This window comes from Serinicoccus marinus DSM 15273 (genome assembly GCF_008386315.1).
Taxonomy (GTDB): Bacteria; Actinomycetota; Actinomycetes; order Actinomycetales; family Dermatophilaceae; genus Ornithinicoccus; species Ornithinicoccus marinus.
In genome coordinates this window covers 2,089,467-2,110,766 of the sequence record NZ_CP043808.1, presented here as the reverse complement: position 1 = coordinate 2,110,766, position 21,300 = coordinate 2,089,467, and the positions used below count along the sequence as shown (strand labels likewise).

Genomic DNA, 21,300 nt, shown 5'->3' with positions numbered 1-21,300 from the left:
CACAGACAAGACTGAGGAGACACCGCACACGTGGCTGTCAAGATTCGCCTGAAGCGCATGGGCAAGATCCGTGCACCGTACTACCGCGTCGTCGTCATGGACTCGCGCACCAAGCGCGACGGCCGGGCGATCGAGGAGATCGGCAAGTACCACCCGACCGAGGAGCCCTCGCTCATCGACATCGACTCCGAGCGGGCGCAGTACTGGCTCGGCGTCGGTGCGCAGCCGACCGAGCAGGTCGCCGCGCTGCTCAAGGTCACCGGTGACTGGCAGAAGTACAAGGGTGAGGACGGTGCCGAGGGCACGCTGAGGACCCGCGAGCCCAAGGCCGACAAGAAGGCCCTCTACGAGGCCGCGCTCGCCGCCGCCGACGGCGAGGACACCTCGGGCGCCACCACGCAGAAGCGCAAGAAGGCCGACAAGGCGGAGAAGACCGAGGCCCCGGCCGCAGCGACGGGCGACGAGAAGGCCGAGGAGGCCGCGACCGAGGCCCCCGCCGAGGAGACCGCCCCGCCCGCCGACACCGAGGGCTCGGCCGCGGCCAGCACCGGCGAGGGTGCCACCGAGGACTCCGCCACCGGCTCCGAGGGCGACGCGAAGACCGACGAGGCCTGAGCGTGCTCGAGGAAGCCCTGGAGCACCTGGTCAAGGGCATCGTCGACCACGACGGTGACGTCGCCGTGCGGACCAAGAACGCCCGCCACGGTGAGGTCCTCGAGGTCCGGGTCCACCCTGACGACCTCGGCCGCGTCATCGGTCGGCGGGGCCGGACCGCGAGCGCGCTGCGCACCGTGGTCGGCGCGCTCGCCGGCGGGGACAAGGTCCGGGTCGACATCGTCGACACCGACCGCACCCGCTGACGCGAGGCGTCCCGCTTGACGGCCCGTCCCGGCACCACCGCCGGGGCGGGCCGCACGCGTCCCACCCGCAGCCCGTCCCGGAGGACGGCACACCCGACAGGAGCACCATGACCGAGGCCTTCGTCGCCGCTCGGATCGGCAGGCCGCACGGTCTGCGGGGCGAGGTCACCGTCCAGGTGCACACCGACGACCCCGAGGGGCGTTTCGTCGTGGGGGAGAGCTTCACCACCGAGCCGGCCGCGACCGGGCCGCTGGTGCTGCGCTCGGTGCGGCAGCACCAGGGGATCTACCTGCTCGCCTTCGAGGGGCATACCGACCGGACCGCGGCCGAGGGGCTGCGGGACACCCGGCTGCTCGTCACCGACGACGAGGACGACGCAGCCGAGGGCGAGGAGGACGGCTGGCGCGAGGACGACCTGCTGGGCTTCGCCGTCGTCCTCCCCGACGGCAGCCCGCTGGGCGAGGTGAGCGCGCTGCACGTCCGCCCGGTGCAGGACCTGCTCGAGGTCATCACCCCCGGCGGCGAGGTGCTCGTGCCCTTCGTCGACGAGCTGGTGCCCGAGGTGGACGAGGACGCCCGCCGGGTCGTCGTCGACCCGCCGCCGGGTCTGCTCGAGCTGGGGGAGTGAGAGGTATGCCGCTGCGTCTCGACGTCGTCACGATCTTCCCGGACTACCTCGCGCCGCTCGAGCTCTCCCTGCTGGGGCGGGCGCGGCGCGAGGGACTGCTCGAGGTGCAGGTGCACGACCTGCGCGACTGGACCCACGACCGGCACCGCACCGTCGACGACACGCCCTACGGCGGTGGCGCCGGGATGGTCATGCGGCCCGAGCCGTGGGGCGAGGCGCTGGACGCGATCTGCACCTCGGTCCCCGGGCGGACGCCGCGGATCGTCGTCCCGGGCCCCGGCGGTGAGGTCTTCACGCAGGCGACCGCCGAGCGGCTCGCGGAGCAGGAGGACTGGCTGGTCTTCGTCTGCGGCCGCTACGAGGGCATCGACGAGCGGGTCTACGACGAGTTCGCCTCCCGCTACCCGCTGTCGGTGCTCAGCCTGGGCGACTACGTCCTCAACGGCGGCGAGGTCGCCGTCCTGGCGATGACCGAGGCCATCGCCCGGCTGCTGCCCGGCATGGTCGGCAACGAGGCGTCGCTGGCCGAGGAGTCGCACACCGGGGGGCTGCTGGAGTATCCCGTCTACACCAAGCCCGCGAGCTGGCGGGGGCACGAGGTGCCCGACGTCCTGCTGTCGGGCCACCACGGCCAGATCGCGGCCTGGCGGCACGAGCAGCGACTGGCCCGCACCGCGCAGCGCCGCCCGGACCTCATGGAGCGCTACCAGGCCGGTCGCTGATCTTCTGGACCGACGTTTCTGGGCGGCGGGTCCCACGAACCAAGGTCCAGAAGGCTCAGGGGCGGACGATCTCGTCGTCGGAGTAGCCCTGCAGGTAGAGCAGGGCGGTGAGGTCGCCGTGGTTGACCCGGACCGGGGCGCGCGCGGCCACCGCCGGCTTGGCGTGCAGGGCGACGCCCAGCCCCGCGAGCTGCAGCATCGGCAGGTCGTTGGCCCCGTCGCCGACCGCCACGGCGTCGGCGGGGGTCAGCCCGAGGCGGGACGTGATCGCGCGCAGCGCGGCGACCTTGGCGTCCTGGCCGACCACCGGTGGGACCACCCGGCCGGTCAACCGCCCGTCGGCCACCTCGAGCGTGTTGGCACGGTGCTCGTCGAAGCCGAGCCGTGCGGCGACCACCTCGGTGAAGTGGGTGAAACCGCCCGACACGAGCGCGGCATACCCTCCGTGCGCCGCCGTCGTGGCGAGCAGCTCGGGTCCGCCCGGCGCGAGGGTGATGCGCTCGTCGAGGACGGTCCGGACGACGTCGACGGGCAGTCCCTGGAGCAGCCCGACCCGTTCGTGCAGCGCCTCGGCGAAGTCGAGCTCACCGTTCATGGCTCGCGCGGTGATGGCGGCCACCCGCTCGCCCACGCCCACCTGCGCGGCGAGCTCGTCGATGCACTCCTGCTCGATCATCGTGGAGTCCATGTCGGCGAGCAGCACCCGGCGCCGCCGTGCTCCCCGGGGTTGGAGGACCACGTCGATCCCCCGCGCCTGCCAGGCCTCCCACGTGCCCTCCTCCAGACCGGCGTCGCCGTCCAGCTCCACCTCGACCGCGGCGCCGGGGCGCAGCCAGCGCGGCGACGACGTGGCACGGTCGCCGCTCACGTCGTGCACCGCGGACTCGCCCAGGTCGCGGGCCGTGGGGTCGCTCAGCAGGGTCAGCAGGGGCACCGCCCGATCGTAGGCGGCGGACGGGTATACCCGCGCACCTGCGTCGACCGGGCCGGCGCGGACTTGGAGGCCGTGGCGCCCCTCTGGCAGACTGGATCCTCGCGTCCCGGCGTCCGTGCCGAGCATCCCGTGCCCCTGCCACAGGGGGAGCGTGCGGGTGGCACCCGACGGAGACGACACCACGACGACCCGTGCCGTGCCGCCCACCGGCGGCGCCGAGCACCGATCGCCGCGGGTGACCTGTGGCACCTGCGAGCAGGAGACAACCATGCACAAGCTCGACGATCTCGACGCCGCCAGCCTGCGGAGCGACATCCCCGACTTCCGCGCCGGCGACACCGTCGACGTCCACGTGAAGGTCATCGAGGGCAACCGCTCCCGTGTCCAGGTCTTCAAGGGCGTCGTCATCCGCCGTCACGGCGGTGGCCTCGGCGAGACCTACACCGTCCGCAAGGTGTCCTTCGGCGTCGGCGTGGAGCGGACCTTCCCGCTGCACTCCCCGAACATCGAGAAGATCGAGGTCGTGAGCCGCGGCGACGTGCGCCGCGCCAAGCTCTACTACCTGCGCGACCTGCGCGGCAAGGCGGCCAAGATCCGCGAGCGCCGCGACAGCGTCCCCGCGATGAAGGGCGGCGCGCCCGCCGCCCAGGCACCGGCCCAGCAGGACTGAACACCGGCTCGGCCGCAGAACCACCCGATCCCTCGCCGGCCCCCGGCGGGGGATCGGTCTGTTACCAGGCTCCCGGGTTAGGGTCGGGACGACTTCAGGACGACGCAAGGACGGCAGCAGGTGAGCGACCCCACGCGGGACACCCGGGCGCAGGGCGGGTCCGACGACCTCGGGCCCCGGCCCGCCCCGGAGCGCGAGGAGGGGCAGAGGCAGGAGCCCCGGCGGCGGGGCGGCTTCCTCGCCGCGGTGCGGGAGATCGCGGCCATCGCCGCGACCGCCCTCGTGATCTCCTTCCTCATCAAGACCTTCCTGGCGCAGGCCTTCTGGATCCCCTCCGGCAGCATGGAGAACACGCTGGTCTACGGCGACCGGGTCATGGTCAGCAAGCTCCAGGTCGGGTCCCTGGGGGTGGACCGGGGGGACATCGTCGTCTTCGAGGACCCGGGGGGCTGGCTGCCACCGGTCGAGCGGGTCGACCGCGGCCCGCTCCTCAACGGGACCCTGCGGGCGCTGGAGTTCGTGGGCGTGGCGCCCTCCTCGCAGGGCAACCACCTCATCAAGCGGGTCGTCGGTATGCCGGGGGACACCGTCGCCTGCTGCGACGAGGACGGCAGGTTGAGCGTCAACGGGGAGCCGCTGGAGGAGGACTACCTCTACCCCTCGGACCAGCCGAGCACGAGCGACTTCGAGATCACCGTGCCCGAGGGCCACATCTGGCTCATGGGCGACCACCGCTCCAACTCCCGCGACTCGCGGGCCAACGACGACGGCACCGGGGAGCAGGGATCGGTCCCGCTCGACGACGTCGTCGGCCAGGCGGTCGTGCTCCTCTACCCGTTCGACCACTTCGACTGGTTCGGCGTGCCCGAGACCTACGCCGACGTCCCGGACGCACCGTGACCACCACGACCCGCCGACCAGCGAGCCGCCGACCGAGCCTGCGGGTGGAGCGCACCCTGCAGCGGGAGGGCTACGAGCTGCTGGTCGGGATGGACGAGGTGGGGCGCGGGGCCCTGGCCGGACCGGTCAGCGTGGGCGTAGTCGCCATCGGTGCGACCTGCCGCAGCGCCCCGCAGGGGGTCAAGGACTCCAAGCTGCTGACCCCGGCCGCGCGCGAGGGGCTGGTCCCGCGGATCCGCCGCTGGGCGCACGGGCACGGGGTCGGTCATGCCTGGCCGTCGGAGATCGACGCGATCGGCATCATGGCGGCCCTGCGCCTGGCCGGGGAGCGCGCCCTCGCGCAGCTCGGGGGACTGCGACCCGACCTGGTGCTGCTCGACGGCAACCACGACTGGCTCACCGACCCCGAGCGGGTGGGTCTGCTCGGGCTCGTCGACGGAGCCGCACCGCCGCCGGTCCGCACGATGATCAAGGCCGACCTGCGCTGCTCCTCGGTCGCCGCCGCCTCGGTCCTGGCCAAGGTGGAGCGCGACGGGCTCATGGTGCAGGCCGCGCGCGAGGAAGGGCACGAGGCATACCTCTGGGAGCACAACAAGGGGTATGCCGCGCCGGAGCACCAGGAGGCGCTGCGCCGTCTCGGTCCGTGCGCGTGGCACCGGCGCAGCTGGAACATCGCCGCGGCGGGTACGGTCGTGGGGCGCGAGGAAGGGATGACGGAGTGAGCGCGGAGGACCTGGAGAAGTACGAGACCGAGGCCGAGCTGGCGCTCTACCGCGAGTACCGCGACGTCGTCGGGCTGTTCACGCACGTCGTGGAGACCGAGCGCCGGTTCTACCTCGCCAACGAGGTCGACGTGCAGGTGCGGGCCAAGGATGGCGAGACGTGGTTCGAGGTCACGCTACCGACGCCTGGGTGTGGGACGTCTACCGGCCCGCGCGCTTCGTGAAGAAGGCGCGCGTCATCACCTTCAAGGACGTCAACGTCGAGGAGCTGGCCAAGTCCGACCTGGACGTCAAGGGGCTCACGGACCACGGCTGAGGCGGCCCTCGCGCCACCGCCGTGGCTCAGTCGTGGCGCGGGAAGCCGAGGTCGATGCCGCCGTGCGTGGCGGGGTCCGGCCAGCGGGCCGTGACGGCCTTCTCCCGGGTGAAGAAGTCGAAGGCCCGGACCCCGTAGGCCTTCGCATCGCCGAACAGCGAGGACTTCCACCCGCCGAAGGAGTAGTAGGCGACCGGCACCGGGATCGGCACGTTGATGCCGATCATGCCGACCTGGATCTCGTGCTGGAAGCGGCGCGCGGCGCCGCCGTCACGGGTGAAGATCGCGGTGCCGTTGCCGAAGGTGCCGGAGTTGATGAGCTCCACCCCGTCCTCGTAGGACGGGACCCGGACCACGGACAGGACCGGTCCGAAGATCTCCTCGGTGTAGGCACGGCTGCTCGTGGGCACGCGGTCGAGCAACGTCGGGCCCAGCCAGAAGCCGCCGGGTCCCCGTCTGGAGTGACCTCGCGCCCGTCCACGACGACGTCGGCGCCGTCCGCCGCCGCAATGTCGATGTAGGAGGCGACACGGTCGCGGTGCTCGCGTGTCACGAGCGGCCCCATGTCGGGATCGCGGCGCCCGTCACCCACGCGGAGCCGCCCGATGCGCTCGGTGAGGCGCTCGATCAGCTCGTCGGCGACCGGCTCCACCGCCAGCACGACGGAGATGGCCATGCAGCGCTCGCCGGCCGAGCCGTAGCCGGCGTTGACCGCCGAGTCCGCGACGAGGTCCAGGTCGGCGTCGGGCAGCGCGAGCATGTGGTTCTTGGCACCGCCCAGCGCCTGGACCCGCTTGCCGTGCCGGGCACCGGTCTCGTAGACGTGCTGCGCGACGGGGGTGGACCCGACGAAGGAGAGCGAGGCGACGTCGGGGTGGGTCAGCAGGCCGTCAACCGCCTCCTGGTCGCCGTGGAGCACGCTGAAGACGCCGTCCGGCAGGCCCGCCTCCTGCCACAGCCGGGCCATCCACACCGCGGCCGAGGGGTCCTTCTCGCTGGGCTTGAGGACGACGGCATTGCCGGCGGCGATCGCGACCGGGAAGAACCACAGCGGCACCATCGCCGGGAAGTTGAACGGTGAGATGACCGCGACCACGCCGAGCGGCTGCTTGAGGGAGTAGACGTCGACCCCGGTGGAGACGTTCTCCGAGAACGCGCCCTTGACGAGGTGCGGGAACCCGGTGGCGAGCTCGACGACCTCGAGCCCGCGCTGGATCTCCCCGAGCGCGTCCGCAAGGACCTTGCCGTGCTCAGCGGTGATGATCGTCGCCAGCTCGTCCTTGCGCTCGTGCAGCAGCTCCCGGAAGCGGAAGAGCACGGCCTGGCGCTGGGCGAGAGAGGTGTCCCGCCACCCGGGGAAGGCGGCGCTCGCGGCCGCCACCGCGGCCTCGACCTCGGCCGGGCCCGCCAGGGCGACCCGCGCGCTCTCGGTCCCGCGCGCCGGGTCGTACACCGGCGCCGTGCGCGGGTCGGTTCCCGGCGTCTCGACGCCGCCGATCCAGTGCGCGACGAGGGGCAGGTCGGGAGCGTCGTCGGTCTGCATGCTGCCCATGATGCTCCCTCAGGGCCGGGGGTCGTCCACACCCCTCGACGGCCGCTGACCTTCTCCACAGATCGGCGCCGGCCTCTTGAGGTCGACGCCGACGCGTCGTCTGCTGGTCCGAAGCGGGCGCGCGACGCGTCCGCCGAGAGGGGGAGGACATGGCAGCAGGTATGCCCTGGGCGCGGGCCCGGGCGGTCGGTGACCGGGGGGAGGACCTCGCCTGCGCGCACCTGGAGTCGCTCGGCTGGCAGGTGGTCGACCGCAACTGGCGGTGTCCGGAGGGCGAGCTGGACGTCGTCGCCGAGGACGGGCGCACCCTGGTCTTCTGCGAGGTGAAGACGCGCCGGTCGGTGCGCTTCGGTGAGCCCGTGGAGGCGGTGGGTGCGGACAAGGCGCGGCGCCTGCGGACACTGGCGTGGGCCTGGCTGGAGGCTCACGACCGGCGGGGCGCCGCCTTCCGCATCGACGTCGTGGGCGTGCTGCGGCCGCATGACGACGAGCCGGTCCTGACCCACCTGCGGGCGGTGGCCTGATGGGCCTGGCCCGGACCCACGCGGTCACCCTGAGCGGAGTCGAGGGACGCCTGGTCACCGTGGAGGCGCAGGGGGCCGACGGCCTGCCGGCGACGGTGATGACCGGGCTGGCGGACAACGCGTGCCGGCAGGCCCCGGACCGGGTGCGCCCGGCCCTGCGCAACTGCGGCATGTCGATCCCGCCGCGGCGCTGGACGATCAACCTCTCGCCGGCGGGGGTGCCCAAGACCGGCAGCGGGCTGGATCTGGCGATCGCCGTGGCGATGATGGCGGCCGAGGACCACGTGCCGGCCACCGCCGTCGCCGGGGTGGCCCAGATCGGCGAGGTCGGCCTGGCCGGCGACGTCCGGCCGGTCCCGGGGGTGCTGCCCATGGTCGTCGCGGCGGCCGACGGTGGTGTCACAGACGTCCTCGTCGCCGCCGACGCCGCCCGGGAGGCCGCGCTGGTGCGTGGTGTCCAGGTCCACCCGGTGCGGACGCTGGGGGAGGTCCGCTCCTTCTTCCGGGCGCGGGCCGAGGGCGGCCAGGTCAACTTCCCGATGCCGCCGGCCACGCCCCGAGCGGTGCAGGCCGTGCCCGACCTGGGGGACGTCGTGGGCCAGGCCGTCGCACGGCAGGCCCTGGAGATCGCGGCCGCGGGCGGGCACCACCTGCTCCTCGTCGGTCCGCCGGGGGCGGGCAAGACGATGCTGGCGGAGCGTCTCCCCGGCCTCCTGCCCCCGTTGGAGGGTCCGGACGCGCTCGCCGTCACCGCCATCCACTCCGTGCTCGGCGCCCTCGCCGTGGACGACCGGCTCGTGTCCGAGCCGCCCTTCGTCGCACCCCACCACACCGCCTCGACCGCGGCAGTCATCGGTGGCGGCTCGCGCGCCGTGCACCCGGGGGCGGTCTCGCGCGCCCACCACGGCGTGCTCTTCATGGACGAGGCCCCGGAGTTCCGCCGCGACGTGCTCGACGGGCTGCGGCAGCCGCTGGAGTCCGGCGAGGTGGTCATCGCCCGTGCCGACCGCCACGTGCGTCTGCCCGCGCGCTTCCAGCTGGTGCTGGCCGCCAATCCCTGTCCGTGCGGCAGCGCGGGCGGACAGTGCGTGTGCCCGCCGTTCCGGCGCAACGGCTACCTCGGACGGCTGTCGGGGCCGCTGCTGGACCGGGTGGACCTCAAGCTCGCGGTGAGCGCCGTGACCCGAGGGGACCTCGCGCTGCCGCCGGGCGAGCCGACGGCCGTGGTCTCCGAGCGGGTGGCTCTGGCACGGCAGCGTCAGCAGGAGCGGTGGCACGAGCTGCCCTACCGGCTCAACAGCCAGGTCCCGGGTGCGTTGCTCCGCGAGGAGCCGTGGCGTCCGGCGGCGCGCGAGCGTCGACCGCTGGAGCTGGCGATGGACCGCGGTGCCCTGACCCTCCGCGGGCTGGACCGGGCCCTGCGGGTGGCCTGGACGCTCGCGGACCTGCGCGGCGCCTCCCGGCCCGGGCTGGACGACGTGACGCTGGCGCTCGACCTGCGCACCCCGACGGGGGTGAAGGTCGCGTGAGCCAGGTGCAGGACCCTGAACGGCGGGCCCGGATGCTGCTCTCGCGGCTCGCAGAGCCCTACGACGAGAAGGTGCAGCAGGTCGTCGCCGAAGACGGGGTGGAGGCCGTCGTGGGCTACGCGCTGGAGGGCGGCAGGGTGCCGGGCGGTCCGGACCTGCACCGGCTGGCCGCTCGCGTCGAGCGGGCCACGACCGTCGACGAGGCCCACGTCGCGAGGCTGGTCGGTGCGAGGGTGCTCGTGCCGGGGGACGAGGAGTGGCCCCACTGCCTCGACGAGCTGGAGCAACCGCCGTGGTGCCTGTGGGTCACCGGTCCGGGGCGCCTGGACGAGCTGGTGCGGCGCAGCGTCGCGGTGGTCGGGGCCCGGGCGAGCACGGCCTACGGCGACCACGTCACCGCCGTGCTGTGCACGGACCTGGTGGGCCGCGGTTTCACCATCGTCTCGGGGGCAGCCTTCGGCATCGACGCCGCTGCCCACCGGGCGGCCCTGGCGGCGGACGGGTGCACGGTGGCGGTCCTCGCGGGGGGTGTCGACGTCGCCTACCCCCGTGCCAACGCCGATCTCATCGAGAGAGTCCGGCGCACCGGCCTGGTCGTGAGCGAGACGCCCCCAGGGGGCGCCCCGGCCCGGATGCGCTTCCTGGCCCGCAACCGGATCATCGCCGGGCTGGCGCAGGGCACGGTGGTGGTCGAGGCGGGACTTCGCTCCGGCGCGCGGTCCACGGTCAAGCACGCCCGCGAGCTGGGCCGCCATGTCATGGCGGTCCCCGGGTCGGTCGAGAGCCTGATGTCTCAGGGTGCCCACGCCGAGATCCGCATGGGGGCAGAGCTGGTCACCGACGGAGCCGAGGTCGCTGAGCTGGTCGGGCACATCGGCGCGGACCTGGCCCCGGTGAAGCGAGGTGGCCGGCAGGCCGCCGACGACCTCACGGAGGAGCTGCGTCGCGTGTGGCAGTGGTTGCGACCCCGCTCCTCCAGCGGGGTCGACGAGGTCATGGTGCGCAGCGGCCTGAGCCTGGCGGAGACGCTCGGCGCGCTCCGCTCGTTGGAGCGGGAGGGCCTGGCCGAGGAGCTCCTCGACGGCTGGCAGCGCCGACCCACGGGGGTGCGGTAAGCATGGCCGGCCGACCGTGGCGCCACGTCCTCGCGGTGACGGTGGCTGCCGCCCTCGGCCTGGTGTGGCCCCTGCCGGCCCCCGCCCAGCCGGCCCCGGTCCACTCGACGACGACCGTGCCGACCCCGCGGCCCGAGGCGGGCACCGCCGGGGCGACGGCCTCCGTGGTGATCGGTGTCCGGACGGCTGCGCCCGCATCCGAGGACCGCGAGCGCACCGCGCTGTGGGGGTGGCCGCTGGCGGGGGAGCCAGGCATCGTGCACGGCTTCGACCCGCCGCGGCAGCGCTGGGGCGCCGGTCACCGCGGGATCGACCTGGCCGGTGTGGCGGGGGAGTCGGTGCTCGCCGTCGACGACGGGGTCGTCACCTTCAGCGGGGTGGTGGCCGGTGTCGGCGTCGTGAGCGTGACCCACCCAGCGGGCTGCGCAGCACCTACCAGCCGGTGGCCGATCGCGTGGGGCGCGGCGCCCGGGTGGCGCGTGGTGACCGGCTCGGACACCTCGACGAGGGCGGTCACTGCGTGATCCGGGCCTGCCTGCACCTCGGGGCGGTGCGGAACCGGGACGACTACGTCGATCCCACCCCGCTGCTGCTGGGGGTCGAGCTGACGTTGCTGCCGGTCGACCGGTGAGGCAGGCAGGCACGCACGACGACGCGGGGTGAGGCACACTCCTTCGGTGACCCAGCCGCGGCGGACCCCAGCGCCCGACACCGGTCTGAGCCGTCACCTCGCGAGGGTGATGGACGACCTGGTGACCATCCCGGGCACCCGCATCGGCATCGGCCTCGACGCGGTCCTGGGGCTGCTGCCCGGGGCCGGAGACATCCTCGGCTCCGGGATGTCGGCGGCCATCATGTACGACGCCGCCCGTCGCCGGGTCCCGCTTCTCGTGCTCGCGCGGATGGCCTGGAACATGCTGCTGGACGCAGCTCTCGGGCTGGTCCCCGTCGTGGGTGACGCCGCGGACGTCGCGCACCGCGCCAACCGGAAGAACTACCGGCTGCTGCAGGCGTCCCTCGCCGAGGGACGCACCTCGACGCGCTCGGGTCCGGTCTACCTCCTGCTCGCGGCACTGCTCATCGTCCTGCCGCTGGTGATCGGGATCGCGATCGGCGTCCTGGTCCTGGTGGCGCTCTGGTCGGTGCTCACCCGGTGACCGCGGGGCGCGACCTGCCGCTGGGCCGGCGTCAGGGTGGCCGCTGCGGGATGCCTCAGGCCCGGGGGTGCGCCTGCTGGTAGGCCGCGCGCAGCCGGTCCACCGACACGTGCGTGTAGATCTGCGTCGTGGCCAGGCTGGCGTGGCCCAGCAGCTCCTGGACGGTGCGCAGGTCCGCGCCGCCCTCGAGCAGGTGGGTGGCGGCGCTGTGCCGCAGCCCGTGCGGCCCCATCTGCGGGGTGTCCGGGAGGTGCGCCAGCAGCGCCTGCAGGGTGGAGCGCACCTGCCGTTGGTCCACCCGACGGCCGCGACGCCCCAGGAAGAGCGCGGCACCGGACTCGGCGGTCGCCAGCCGCGGGCGGCCTCCCGCCAGCCAGAGGGCGAGCGCCTCGGTCGCCGGGGCGCCGAAGGGCACGACCCGCTCCTTGTCGCCCTTGCCGAGCACCCTCGCCGTGCCGGCCTCGAGGTCCACGTCGTCCACGTCCAGGCCGGTGAGCTCCCCGACCCGCATCCCGGAGGCGTAGAGCAGCTCGAGCATCGCGCGGTTGCGCAGGTGGACCGGGTCGTCGTCGTCCGCGGCCACGGCCGCCAGGTCCAGGAGCTCGCCCGCCTGCGGGGCGCGCAGGACTCCCGGCAGGTGCTTCTCCTTCCCCGGCGCGGCGAGGCGCAGCGACGGGTCGGCGGTGATCCTGCCGGTCTGCTGAGCCCACCGGAAGAACGTCTTCGCCGCCGCCGCGCGCCGGGAGACCGTCGAGCGGGAGGCCCCGGCCGCCCCGATGCTGCCGAGCCAGGCCCGCAGGTCCGGCAGGCGGACCTCGGCGCTCGACCGCACCCCGCGGTCGGCGAGGAAGACGTCCAGCGCGTCGAGGTCGCCGAGGTAGGCGCGCACCGTGTGCACCGACCGACCCTTCTCCACCCGCAGGTGCTGCTCGAAGGCCTGCAGCTGCGCGGCCACACCCAGCGGGCCGCTCACGTCGCCCGCTCCACCCGCGTGCCGGCGACCCGGTCGTGGACGCCCTGCCCACCCGTCAGCGCCGGAACAGCGCAGGCTGCCAGCAGCGCGAGGGAGAGGACCAGGAAGACCACGGCCCACCCCGTCTGCAGCTCGAAGAGCATCCGGCTGACGCCCAGATGGGCCAGCTGCCAGGGCGACGCCTTGACCAGGTTGCGTCCCCACACGGCTCTCCCGGCGCTCCCGGGTGTCGGCCCGACCACGACGAGGCCCGCCCACCGCTTGCCGAGCGTGGCGCGCCGGCGCGAGGCCTCGGTGATCGAGAGGTAGAGCCACCACGGCAGGACGGTGATCAGGGTGAAGATCAGATCGGCCACGAGCAGCCCTCGCACGGACGTCGCCGATGCCCCGGGCAGGTCCAGACGGGGACGAGGAACGCCCCGACGGCCGTGAGCACACCGATCCAGACCCCGATCACCAGCCAGTCCCCGAGCCACGACCGCACCCGCGCCACCGGCGCCGGGCGCCGGGCCGCACCTGACGAGGAGGTGGCGAGGGAGGTCATACCGGTGAGGGTGTCAGGCCCGTCCCAGACCCTGCAGACGGCGCGCCGCCTCGCGCAGCACCTCGTCCTGCTTGCAGAAGGCGAAACGGACCAGGCTCCGCACCGGGCCGGGGTCGTCGCAGAAGACCGAGACCGGGACGCCGACCAGCCCGAGCTCCTCGGGCATACGCCGGCAGAAGTCGACCGCGTCGTCCACCCCGTGACCGGCCAGGTCGGCGATGACGAAGTAGCTCCCGCCGCACGGGCTGACCGGCACGTCGACCTCGGCCAGCGCGGCGGCGAGCAGGTCCCGCTTGGCCTGCAGCCGCGCCGCGAAGCCGGTGAAGAAGTCGTCGGGCATCCGGAGCCCGTGCGCGACGGCGGGCTGCACGTGCGTCACCCCGACGAAGGTGAGGAACTGCTTGACCGCCGCCACCGCGTCGACGAGGTGGGCCGGTCCGCTGACCCAGCCGGTCTTCCACCCGGTCAGCGAGAACGTCTTGCCGACCGAGGAGATGGTGAGCGTGCGCTCGAACATGCCGGGGAGGGTGGCGATCGGGGTGTGCCGCCGCCCGTCGAAGACCAGGTGCTCGTAGACCTCGTCCGCGACAACCAGCAGGTCGTGCTCCTGCGCGATCGCCGCGATCCCCTCCAGCTCCTCCCGGCTGAAGACCTTGCCCGTGGGGTTGTGCGGGGTGTTGAGCACGAGCGCCCGGGTGCGCCCGGTGACGGCGCCGCGCATCGCGTCGAGGTCCAGCTCCAGATCCGGGAAGCTCAGCTGCACGGTCCGCCGGACGCCGCCGGCCATGGCGACCGCGGCGCCGTAGGAGTCGTAGGACGGCTCGACGAGCAGCACCTCCTCGCCCGGTTCGACGAGCGCGATGAGGGAGGCGGCGATGGCCTCGGTGGCGCCGACCGTCACCAGCACCTGGGTGGCCGGGTCCAGCGGTATGCCGTACCAGTGGTCCTGGTGCTCGGCCACCGCCTGGCGCAGGTCCGGCAGCCCGCGGGCGGGGGCGTACTGGTTGAGCCCGTCGCGCAGCCCCTGCGCCGCGATCTCCCGCATCTGCGACGGTCCGTCGGTGTCCGGGAAGCCCTGCCCGAGGTTGACCGCGTCGAACTCCAGCGCCCGCTGGGTCATCTCCGCGAAGACGCTGGTGCCGAAGGGTCGCAGCCGCTGCACGAGGGGATCGCTCATGCCGACACCGTAACGATTCGGGGCCGGGGCTCCCGGTCCCGTACGATGGGAGGCACGTGCGTCTCGTCCTGCCCTCGGGCGGGTGTGACGCGCGAATTCGCGCCCGGGCGCGACCGGTCCGCACCGCATACCTGCGAGGTATGCCGGCCAGCGGCCGGTGGCGCACCCCGCGGTCCCGACGGATCTCGCACCAGCGATCCGGCGGGTGGGGAGCGTCCCCGGGCCAGGACACAACTGCAACCGAGAAGAAAGCGAGACCACGGCATGGCCGTCGTCACCATGCGCCAGCTCCTGGAGAGCGGCGTCCACTTCGGGCACCAGACCCGTCGCTGGAACCCCAAGATGAAGCGCTTCATCATGACCGAGCGCAACGGCATCTACATCATCGACCTGCAGCAGTCGCTGACCTACCTCAACGAGGCCTACGACTTCGTCAAGCAGACCGTCGCGCACGGTGGGTCGATCCTGTTCGTCGGCACCAAGAAGCAGGCGCAGGAGTCCATCGCCGAGCAGGCGACCCGCGTGGGGATGCCCTACGTCAACCACCGCTGGCTGGGCGGCATGCTCACCAACTTCCAGACCGTCTCCAAGCGCCTCACCCGCATGAAGGAGCTCGAGGAGATCGACTTCGACGACGTGGCCGGCAGCGGCCGCACGAAGAAGGAGCTCCTCATGATGAGCCGCGAGTACGAGAAGCTCGCGAAGACCCTCGGCGGCATCCGCGACATGCAGAAGGTGCCCTCGGCCGTGTGGGTCGTCGACACCAAGAAGGAGCACCTCGCGGTCACCGAGGCCCGCAAGCTCGGCCTCCCGGTCATCGCGATCCTCGACACCAACTGCGACCCGGACGAGGTCGACTACAAGATCCCGGGCAACGACGACGCCATCCGCTCGGTCACGCTGCTGACCCGCGTGGTCGCCGACGCCGTCGCCGACGGCCTCATCGCCCGCTCCGGCGGTGGCAGCGAGTCCGGCGCCGAGAGCGAGGGCGCCGAGAACGAGCCGATGGCCGAGTGGGAGCGCGAGCTGCTCGCCGGCGCGGAGGAGACCTCCGAGCAGACCCCCGCCGAGACCGCCCCCGCCGCGGAGGCGCAGGCCGCCGCGACGGAGGACGCCGAGGCGACGCCGGCCGCGACCGAGCAGGCCGAGCAGGCCGAGCAGGACGAGGCGCAGGTCGACACGCAGGCCGACGAGGCGCAGGTCGACACGCAGGCCGACGAGGCCCAGCCGGTCGAGGCCGACGCCCAGACCACCCAGTCCTGACGCACCGTTCGACGAAGGAGCACAGAAGCACTCATGGCGAACTACACCGCCGCTGACATCAAGGCGCTGCGCGAGTCCACCGGCGCCGGGATGATGGACGTCAAGAAGGCGCTCGACGAGGCCGACGGCGACACCGCGAAGGCCACCGACCTGCTGCGGGTCAAGGGGCTCAAGGGCGTCACCAAGCGTGAGGGCCGCTCGGCCACCAACGGTCTGGTGCGCGCCCAGGTCGACGGTGGCGTCGGCACCCTGGTCGAGGTCAACTGCGAGACCGACTTCGTCGCCAAGGGCCCGAACTTCGGCGAGCTGGCCGACCGCGTCCTGGCCCAGGCCGTCGCGGTCGGGGCCACCGACGCCGACGCCCTGCTGGCCTCGGAGCTGGACGGCAAGACCGTCAAGGAGGTCCTCGACGACGCCAACGCCACCATCGGCGAGAAGATCGAGGTGCGCCGCGTCGCCCGCGTCGAGGGCGACCAGGTCGTGTCCTACCTGCACAAGACGATGCCGGACCTGCCCCCGCAGATCGGCGTCCTCGTCGCCACCACCGGTGGGGACGAGCAGGTCGCCCGCGACATCGCGATGCACGTCGCGGCCTTCTCCCCCTCGGTGCTCACCCGCGACGAGATCGACGCCGAGACCGTCGCGAGCGAGCGGCGCATCGCCGAGGAGACCGCCCGTGAGGAGGGCAAGCCGGAGCAGGCGCTGCCCAAGATCATCGAGGGTCGCGTCAACGGCTACTTCAAGGAGAACGTGCTGCTCGACCAGCCGTTCGCCAAGGACAACAAGAAGACGGTCGCCAAGGTGGCCGACGAGGCCGGGGCGCAGGTGACCGGCTTCGCCCGCTTCAAGGTCGGCGTCTGACGCCAGCCTGAGCGGTCGCCGGAAGGCCGGGTCCCCGTCGGGGCCCGGCCTTCCGGTCGTCCGGGGAGCCGGTCAGAGCCCGAGCACGTCCGCCGCCCGGGTATGCCGGCGGGCCTGGTCCACCAGGGCGTCGCGCTCGCCGTCGTCGTGCAGCAGGCCCAGCACCAGCACCCGGAAGAGCAGCCCGCGCGCGACATCGTCGGTCGGGATGTCCAGGGACGGGCCGAGGTCGGGGTCGGCGCCGTGCCAGCACACGGCGTCCGCGACGACGATGCCCTCGGCATAGCTCACCGGTCGCCACACGGGTGAGACGTCGATGATCGCGGGGGTCTGGCCGGGAGCGAGGAGCACGTTGCCCGCCAGGTCGGCATGGACCACCTGGCGCTGTCGGCTCGTGGCGGCCCCGATCGTGCGACGCAGCCGTTCCGCCAGGGGCGCGAGCACCGGGGGAGGTTGCAGCGTCTCCTCGCCCCAGACCGCCCGGTCCGCCCGCGCCCACGGGTCGTCGCGGCGAGCCACGAGGTCGGGGCACGGCAGCCGCGCCGTCGCCCGGTGGAAGCAGCGCGCGGCCTCGACCAGTGCTCGCCAGTCGACCGGTCCGTCCTCCGCGCCCGAGCCGCCCACGTAGGCGCTCGCGGACCATCCGTCCACGACCCAGGACCCGTCAGTGGCCGAGAGGACCGATGGCAGCAGGAAGCCCTCCTGGTCGACCTCGGCCAGCTCGGTGCCCAGCCAGCGGACGAGGTCCGGGTCCTGGTCGGGCTTGAGCACGGCCCCGTCGACCTCCCAGCACGTCCCCTGCCCGCCGCGGACCGGGCAGGTCCCGCCCCGCAGCCCGAACGACTCGAGCACGGACGGGGAGGGGCTGCGCATACCCCCAGTGTGCCGAGAGCCGGGGCCGGGACGGTGCGGATCGCCGCTCCTGGGGTGGTGTGGCAGGATCGAGCGACCGCCCGGCACGACCTCAGGAGGATCCGCATGACCACGACGGTGCCCGAGCACGAGACCGCCGCCGCGCCCGAGTCCGACGACTCCCCGAGGCGGGTCCTGCTCAAGCTGTCGGGGGAGGCCTTCGGGGGCGGCAACGTCGGCGTGGACCCGGACGTGGTCAAGGGGATCGCGCACCAGATCGCCGACGCCCACCGCTCCGGGGCGGAGATCGCGGTCGTCATCGGCGGCGGCAACTTCTTCCGCGGGGCCGAGCTGCAGCAGCGGGGGATGGAGCGCGCGCGGGCGGACTACATGGGGATGCTCGGCACCGTCATGAACTGCCTGGCGCTGCAGGACTTCCTGGAGAAGGAGGGCGTCGACACCCGGGTGCAGACCGCGATCACCATGGGCCAGGTCGCCGAGCCCTACATCCCGCGCCGCGCCATGCGCCACCTGGAGAAGGGCCGCGTCGTGATCTTCGGCGCCGGCGCCGGTATGCCCTACTTCTCCACCGACACCGTGTCGGCGCAGCGGGCGCTGGAGATCAAGTGCGACCAGGTGCTCATGAGCAAGCACGGCGTCGACGGGGTCTACACCGCCGACCCGCGCACCGACGCCGACGCCCGCAAGCTGGACCGGCTCACCTTCTCCGAGGCGCTCACCGGCAACCTGCGGGTGGTGGACGCCGCCGCCTTCAGCCTGTGCATGGACAACGCGCTGCCGATGCTCGTCTTCGGCATGGACGGCGAGGACTCCATCACCCGCGCCATCAAGGGTGAGAGGATCGGCACACTCGTCACGGCGGGCTGACCCGCCGCCGCACACCGACCAGCCGCACGGGCGGCATACGCGATAAGGAGCACGACATCATGTCCGAGGTCGTCGAGATGGCCCTCCTGGAGGCCGAGGAGAAGATGGACAAGGCGCTGGACGTGGCGCGCGAGGACATGGCGTCCATCCGCACCGGCCGGGCCCACCCCGGCATGTTCAGCAAGCTCGAGGTGGACTACTACGGCGCCCCGACGCCACTGCAGCAGCTGGCCAGCTTCAGCATCCAGGACGCCCGCACCGTGCTCATCACCCCCTACGACAGGGGCGCGATGAAGGACATCGAGAAGGCGCTGCGCGAGGCCGACCTCGGCGCCAACCCGAGCAACGACGGCAACGCCATCCGCATCGTCATGCCGCAGCTCACCGAGGAGCGTCGCCGGGAGTACATCAAGCTGGCGCACACCAAGGGCGAGGAGGCCAAGGTGTCGGTCCGGCACGTGCGGCGCCACGCCAAGGACCAGATCGACAAGGCCGTCAAGGACGGCGAGATCGGCGAGGACGAGGGCACCCGGGGGGAGAAGGACCTGGAGTCGCTGACCAAGCGGCACGTGGACGTCGTCGACGACATCCTCAAGCACAAGGAGGCCGAGCTGCTCGAGGTCTGAGCAGCCCGAGCCCCGGCGACCACCCACCCTCATGACGGAGCCCACCTCCGGCGCCCCGGCCCAGACCGGGGAGGCGCCGACGACCCGTCGGGAGGCGCGCGCCGCGCAACGCGCCGCGCGGGCCGCGGAGCCCGGGCGCACGCCACGGGCCGGGCGCAACCTGCCCGCCGCCATCGGCGTGGGGGTCTTCCTGGGCGGACTCATCATCGCCAGCCTGGTCTTCTGGAAGCCGGCCTTCGTCTACCTCGTCACCGCCGCCGCGGTCGTCGGCGTGTGGGAGCTCGTCGGGGCGCTGCGCAGCGGCCGGGTGTCCCCGCCGCTGCCGCCGGTGCTCGCCTCGGTCGGGCTGGTCCCGCTCGCCTACTACGGCGGCGCCGACGCGCTCGCGGTCGGCTTCGCGACCGCAGCCGCCCTCGTGCTGGCCTGGCGCAGCGTCGGCGACCCGGAGGACGCGGCGCGGGACGTCGCCGGCGGGGTCTTCATCGTGGCCTACGTGCCGCTGCTCGCCGGGATCACCTCGCTGATGCTCGCCCAGCCGGACGGGGTGGGCCGCATCATCACGTTCATGCTGGTCACGGTGGCCTCGGACACCGGAGGGTATGCCGTGGGCGTCCTGCGGGGGCGGACGCCGATGGCACCCTCGCTGTCGCCGAAGAAGTCGTGGGAGGGCTTCGCGGGGTCGGTCGGCACCAGCACCCTGGTGGGCGTGGCCTGCGTGACGCTGATCCTCGACGGACCCTGGTGGGCGGGTGCCGTCGTCGGCGCTTTCGCCGCAGCCTTCGCCACCGTGGGTGACCTGGCCGAGTCGGCGATCAAGCGCGACCTCGGCATCAAGGACATGGGCAGCATCCTGCCGGGCCACGGCGGCGTCATGGACCGGCTGGACTCGCTCGTCGTCACGGCGCCCGTCTGCTGGGCGCTGCTGCGGCTCTTCGTCTGAGGGATGCGGCAGGTCGGGGCCCGACCTGAGACACTGGGGACGCCATGACCACCGAGCTCCCCACCCCCTCCACCGACCGCCCCGCCCCGGGCCAGCTGACCTTCCGCGCGCCCCGGCGCGGCAAGGCGCCCACCCACCTCGCCGACCACGACCTGGCCGGGCGCAAGGACTGGGCGCGCGAGCTGGGCATCCCCGCCTTCCGCGCCGACCAGGTCAGCCGCCACTACTTCGAACGGCTCGTCACCGACGCCGAGCAGATGACTGACCTGCCGAAGGCCGGGCGCGGCGAGCTCGTCGACGGGCTGCTCCCGCCGCTGCTCACGCCGGTCCGCACGCTGTCCGCCGACGACGGGGAGACGCTCAAGCAGGTCCACCGCCTGCACGACGGGGCGATGGTGGAGTCGGTGCTCATGCGCTACCCGGGTCGGGTGACGATGTGCATCTCCAGCCAGGCCGGGTGCGGCATGAACTGCCCGTTCTGCGCGACCGGTCAGGCCGGTCTGACGCGCAACCTGTCCACCGCGGAGATCGTCGAGCAGGTCGTCGCCGCCGCCCGCGCGCTGCGGCACGGGGACCTCCGTGGAGGCGCTGAGGAGAGCGACGAGGGTGGCGGTGACGTCCAGGAGGCACTGCGGGTGTCCAACGTCGTCTTCATGGGGATGGGCGAGGCGCTGGCCAACTACAAGGCCTCGCTCGGTGCCGTCCACCGGCTCGTCGAGGCGGCTCCGGAGGGGCTGGGTATGTCGGCGCGCGGGATCACCATGTCCACCGTGGGGCTGGTGCCCGGGATCGACCGGCTGGCGGGAGAGGGCATACCCATGACCCTCGCGCTGTCCCTGCACGCGCCGGACGACGAGCTCCGCGACGAGCTGGTCCCGATCAACACCCGGTGGAAGGTGGACGAGGCGCTGGACGCCGACGCTACGCTACTTCGAGGCGACCGGGCGACGCGTCTCGATCGAGTACGCCCTCATCCGGGACATCAACGACCAGGCCTGGCGCGCCGACCTGCTCGGGGACAAGCTCGACGCCCGCGGCCGCGGCTGGGTGCACGTCAACCCCATCCCGCTCAACCCGACGCCCGGGAGCAGGTGGACCGCCTCGCGCCGGGGGGTCGAGCAGCAGTTCGTCGAGCGTCTGCTGGCTCACGGCATCCCCACGACGGTGCGGGACACCCGCGGCTCGGACATCGACGGCGCCTGCGGCCAGCTCGCCGCCTCGGTCTGACGCCGGGGCTATCTTGGGGGAGAACGACGACGAGGGGGTCGACCGATGTCGGAGGACGTGGCCAACCCGCGCAAGGCCGAGTTGCGCCGCCTGGTGGAGCGCGCGGAGACGATCGAGCAGGAGCTCGACGACGTGCTGAGGCCGGCCCGGGACGCCCTGGCCGCCGGCGCCTGGGTGTCATCCGCCGCGCGGCCGTTCGAGGAGGGGCTGCAGGAGGCCCGACGAGATCTGCTCCGTGGCGCGGAGGCCACCACCACGGCCCTCCGGGCCGAGTGGTCGACCACGCCGGCCCGGATCCCGGCGGGGGAGCCGAGGTAGT

General features: G+C 73.2%; 24 protein-coding genes and 3 pseudogenes. 20 read left to right on the top strand and 7 right to left on the bottom strand.

Annotated features, from left to right (window positions below; translation table 11 throughout):
• The first annotated feature begins 30 nt into the window (after positions 1 to 30).
• From rpsP to trmD, 4 genes are all read left to right on the top strand, one after another.
• A complete protein-coding gene (gene rpsP, locus FU792_RS09935; RefSeq protein ID WP_084485246.1) occupies positions 31 to 615 on the top strand; it encodes a 30S ribosomal protein S16 in 585 nt (194 codons plus the stop codon).
• Positions 616 to 617: 2 nt separating this feature from the next.
• Positions 618 to 860, top strand: a complete 243-nt coding sequence (locus FU792_RS09930) for an RNA-binding protein (RefSeq protein WP_022926112.1) — start codon at positions 618 to 620, stop codon at positions 858 to 860.
• A gap of 107 nt (positions 861 to 967) precedes the next feature.
• Positions 968 to 1,489, top strand: coding sequence for a ribosome maturation factor RimM (gene rimM / locus FU792_RS09925; protein WP_022926111.1), 522 nt, complete (start codon positions 968 to 970; stop codon positions 1,487 to 1,489).
• Positions 1,490 to 1,494: 5 nt separating this feature from the next.
• A complete protein-coding gene (trmD, locus tag FU792_RS09920; protein WP_022926110.1) occupies positions 1,495 to 2,211 on the top strand; it encodes a tRNA (guanosine(37)-N1)-methyltransferase TrmD in 717 nt (238 codons plus the stop codon).
• A gap of 55 nt (positions 2,212 to 2,266) precedes the next feature.
• Here the strand turns inward: trmD and serB are convergent, their stop codons facing one another.
• Positions 2,267 to 3,145 carry a phosphoserine phosphatase SerB gene (serB, locus tag FU792_RS09915; protein ID WP_022926109.1) on the bottom strand — a complete coding sequence of 293 codons (879 nt, stop codon included), beginning with the start codon at positions 3,143 to 3,145 and terminating at the stop codon, positions 2,267 to 2,269.
• A 268-nt stretch (positions 3,146 to 3,413) separates the two neighbouring features.
• Here serB and rplS point away from each other — a divergent pair, with 268 nt between their 5' ends.
• The 4 genes and pseudogenes from rplS to FU792_RS09895 all read left to right on the top strand — a co-directional run bounded on the left by rplS (position 3,414) and on the right by FU792_RS09895 (position 5,753).
• On the top strand, positions 3,414 to 3,815 hold the full coding sequence (rplS, locus tag FU792_RS09910) for a 50S ribosomal protein L19 (protein ID WP_028131226.1): 402 nt from the start codon (positions 3,414 to 3,416) through the stop codon (positions 3,813 to 3,815).
• A 120-nt stretch (positions 3,816 to 3,935) separates the two neighbouring features.
• Positions 3,936 to 4,715, top strand: coding sequence for a signal peptidase I (lepB, locus tag FU792_RS09905; protein ID WP_022926107.1), 780 nt, complete (start codon positions 3,936 to 3,938; stop codon positions 4,713 to 4,715).
• Positions 4,712 to 5,437 (top strand): ribonuclease HII, encoded by a 726-nt coding sequence (locus FU792_RS09900; RefSeq protein WP_237740066.1) that lies wholly within the window; start codon positions 4,712 to 4,714, stop codon positions 5,435 to 5,437. The genes lepB and FU792_RS09900 overlap by 4 nt, the downstream gene beginning before the upstream one ends.
• Positions 5,434 to 5,753 (top strand): annotated as a pseudogene (locus FU792_RS09895) (DUF2469 domain-containing protein). The gene FU792_RS09900 and the pseudogene FU792_RS09895 overlap by 4 nt, the downstream one beginning before the upstream one ends.
• 26 nt (positions 5,754 to 5,779) lie before the next feature.
• Here the strand turns inward: FU792_RS09895 and FU792_RS09890 are convergent.
• Positions 5,780 to 7,305 (bottom strand): annotated as a pseudogene (locus tag FU792_RS09890) (CoA-acylating methylmalonate-semialdehyde dehydrogenase).
• A gap of 161 nt (positions 7,306 to 7,466) precedes the next feature.
• On the opposite strand from FU792_RS09890, the gene FU792_RS09885 reads away from it, so the two are divergent.
• The 5 genes from FU792_RS09885 to FU792_RS09865 all read left to right on the top strand — a co-directional run bounded on the left by FU792_RS09885 (position 7,467) and on the right by FU792_RS09865 (position 11,630).
• Positions 7,467 to 7,829, top strand: coding sequence for a YraN family protein (locus tag FU792_RS09885; protein ID WP_052327905.1), 363 nt, complete (start codon positions 7,467 to 7,469; stop codon positions 7,827 to 7,829).
• On the top strand, positions 7,829 to 9,358 hold the full coding sequence (locus FU792_RS09880; RefSeq protein WP_028131222.1) for a YifB family Mg chelatase-like AAA ATPase: 1,530 nt from the start codon (positions 7,829 to 7,831) through the stop codon (positions 9,356 to 9,358). The genes FU792_RS09885 and FU792_RS09880 overlap by 1 nt, the downstream gene beginning before the upstream one ends.
• A complete protein-coding gene (dprA, locus tag FU792_RS09875) occupies positions 9,355 to 10,473 on the top strand; it encodes a DNA-processing protein DprA (RefSeq protein WP_022926102.1) in 1,119 nt (372 codons plus the stop codon). Before FU792_RS09880 ends, dprA begins: the two co-directional genes overlap by 4 nt.
• A gap of 2 nt (positions 10,474 to 10,475) precedes the next feature.
• The gene (locus FU792_RS09870) at positions 10,476 to 10,997 is read left to right on the top strand and encodes a hypothetical protein (RefSeq protein ID WP_149814720.1); all 522 of its coding nucleotides are present in this window, start codon (positions 10,476 to 10,478) and stop codon (positions 10,995 to 10,997) included.
• A 153-nt stretch (positions 10,998 to 11,150) separates the two neighbouring features.
• Entirely contained in the window at positions 11,151 to 11,630 is a 480-nt protein-coding gene (locus FU792_RS09865) for a DUF4112 domain-containing protein (protein ID WP_237740065.1), read from the top strand.
• Between the two features lie 55 nt (positions 11,631 to 11,685).
• On the opposite strand, the gene FU792_RS09860 is transcribed toward FU792_RS09865, so the two are convergent.
• The 4 genes from FU792_RS09860 to FU792_RS09850 are packed head-to-tail and all read right to left on the bottom strand — an operon-like array spanning position 11,686 to position 14,324.
• Positions 11,686 to 12,603 (bottom strand): tyrosine recombinase XerC, encoded by a 918-nt coding sequence (locus FU792_RS09860; protein ID WP_022926099.1) that lies wholly within the window; start codon positions 12,601 to 12,603, stop codon positions 11,686 to 11,688.
• Positions 12,600 to 12,959: an RDD family protein gene (locus tag FU792_RS09855; RefSeq protein ID WP_161600237.1), complete on the bottom strand. Its 360-nt coding sequence runs from the start codon at positions 12,957 to 12,959 to the stop codon at positions 12,600 to 12,602. The genes FU792_RS09860 and FU792_RS09855 overlap by 4 nt, the downstream gene beginning before the upstream one ends.
• On the bottom strand, positions 12,947 to 13,147 hold the full coding sequence (locus tag FU792_RS16780; RefSeq protein WP_161600236.1) for a hypothetical protein: 201 nt from the start codon (positions 13,145 to 13,147) through the stop codon (positions 12,947 to 12,949). Before FU792_RS16780 ends, FU792_RS09855 begins: the two co-directional genes overlap by 13 nt.
• A gap of 13 nt (positions 13,148 to 13,160) precedes the next feature.
• Entirely contained in the window at positions 13,161 to 14,324 is a 1,164-nt protein-coding gene (locus FU792_RS09850) for a pyridoxal phosphate-dependent aminotransferase (RefSeq protein WP_022926097.1), read from the bottom strand.
• 264 nt (positions 14,325 to 14,588) lie between these two features.
• On the opposite strand from FU792_RS09850, the gene rpsB reads away from it, so the two are divergent.
• On the top strand, positions 14,589 to 15,587 hold the full coding sequence (gene rpsB, locus FU792_RS09845; protein ID WP_022926096.1) for a 30S ribosomal protein S2: 999 nt from the start codon (positions 14,589 to 14,591) through the stop codon (positions 15,585 to 15,587).
• A 33-nt stretch (positions 15,588 to 15,620) separates the two neighbouring features.
• Positions 15,621 to 16,448: a translation elongation factor Ts gene (gene tsf / locus FU792_RS09840; RefSeq protein WP_022926095.1), complete on the top strand. Its 828-nt coding sequence runs from the start codon at positions 15,621 to 15,623 to the stop codon at positions 16,446 to 16,448.
• Positions 16,449 to 16,520: 72 nt separating this feature from the next.
• Here tsf and FU792_RS09835 read toward each other — a convergent pair whose 3' ends face one another.
• Positions 16,521 to 17,321, bottom strand: coding sequence for an aminoglycoside phosphotransferase (locus FU792_RS09835; RefSeq protein ID WP_022926094.1), 801 nt, complete (start codon positions 17,319 to 17,321; stop codon positions 16,521 to 16,523).
• A gap of 105 nt (positions 17,322 to 17,426) precedes the next feature.
• Between FU792_RS09835 and pyrH the strand changes: the two genes are divergently transcribed.
• The 5 genes and pseudogenes from pyrH to FU792_RS09810 all read left to right on the top strand — a co-directional run bounded on the left by pyrH (position 17,427) and on the right by FU792_RS09810 (position 21,299).
• Complete coding sequence (gene pyrH / locus FU792_RS09830) at positions 17,427 to 18,188, top strand: UMP kinase (RefSeq protein ID WP_022926093.1); 762 nt, start codon at positions 17,427 to 17,429, stop codon at positions 18,186 to 18,188.
• Between the two features lie 59 nt (positions 18,189 to 18,247).
• Positions 18,248 to 18,814: a ribosome recycling factor gene (frr, locus tag FU792_RS09825; RefSeq protein ID WP_022926092.1), complete on the top strand. Its 567-nt coding sequence runs from the start codon at positions 18,248 to 18,250 to the stop codon at positions 18,812 to 18,814.
• Positions 18,815 to 18,845: 31 nt separating this feature from the next.
• Positions 18,846 to 19,754 (top strand): phosphatidate cytidylyltransferase, encoded by a 909-nt coding sequence (locus FU792_RS09820; RefSeq protein ID WP_022926091.1) that lies wholly within the window; start codon positions 18,846 to 18,848, stop codon positions 19,752 to 19,754.
• A gap of 44 nt (positions 19,755 to 19,798) precedes the next feature.
• Positions 19,799 to 20,981: pseudogene (gene rlmN / locus FU792_RS09815) on the top strand (23S rRNA (adenine(2503)-C(2))-methyltransferase RlmN).
• A 45-nt stretch (positions 20,982 to 21,026) separates the two neighbouring features.
• Positions 21,027 to 21,299 (top strand): hypothetical protein, encoded by a 273-nt coding sequence (locus FU792_RS09810; RefSeq protein ID WP_022926089.1) that lies wholly within the window; start codon positions 21,027 to 21,029, stop codon positions 21,297 to 21,299.
• The last annotated feature ends 1 nt before the right edge of the window (position 21,300 follow it).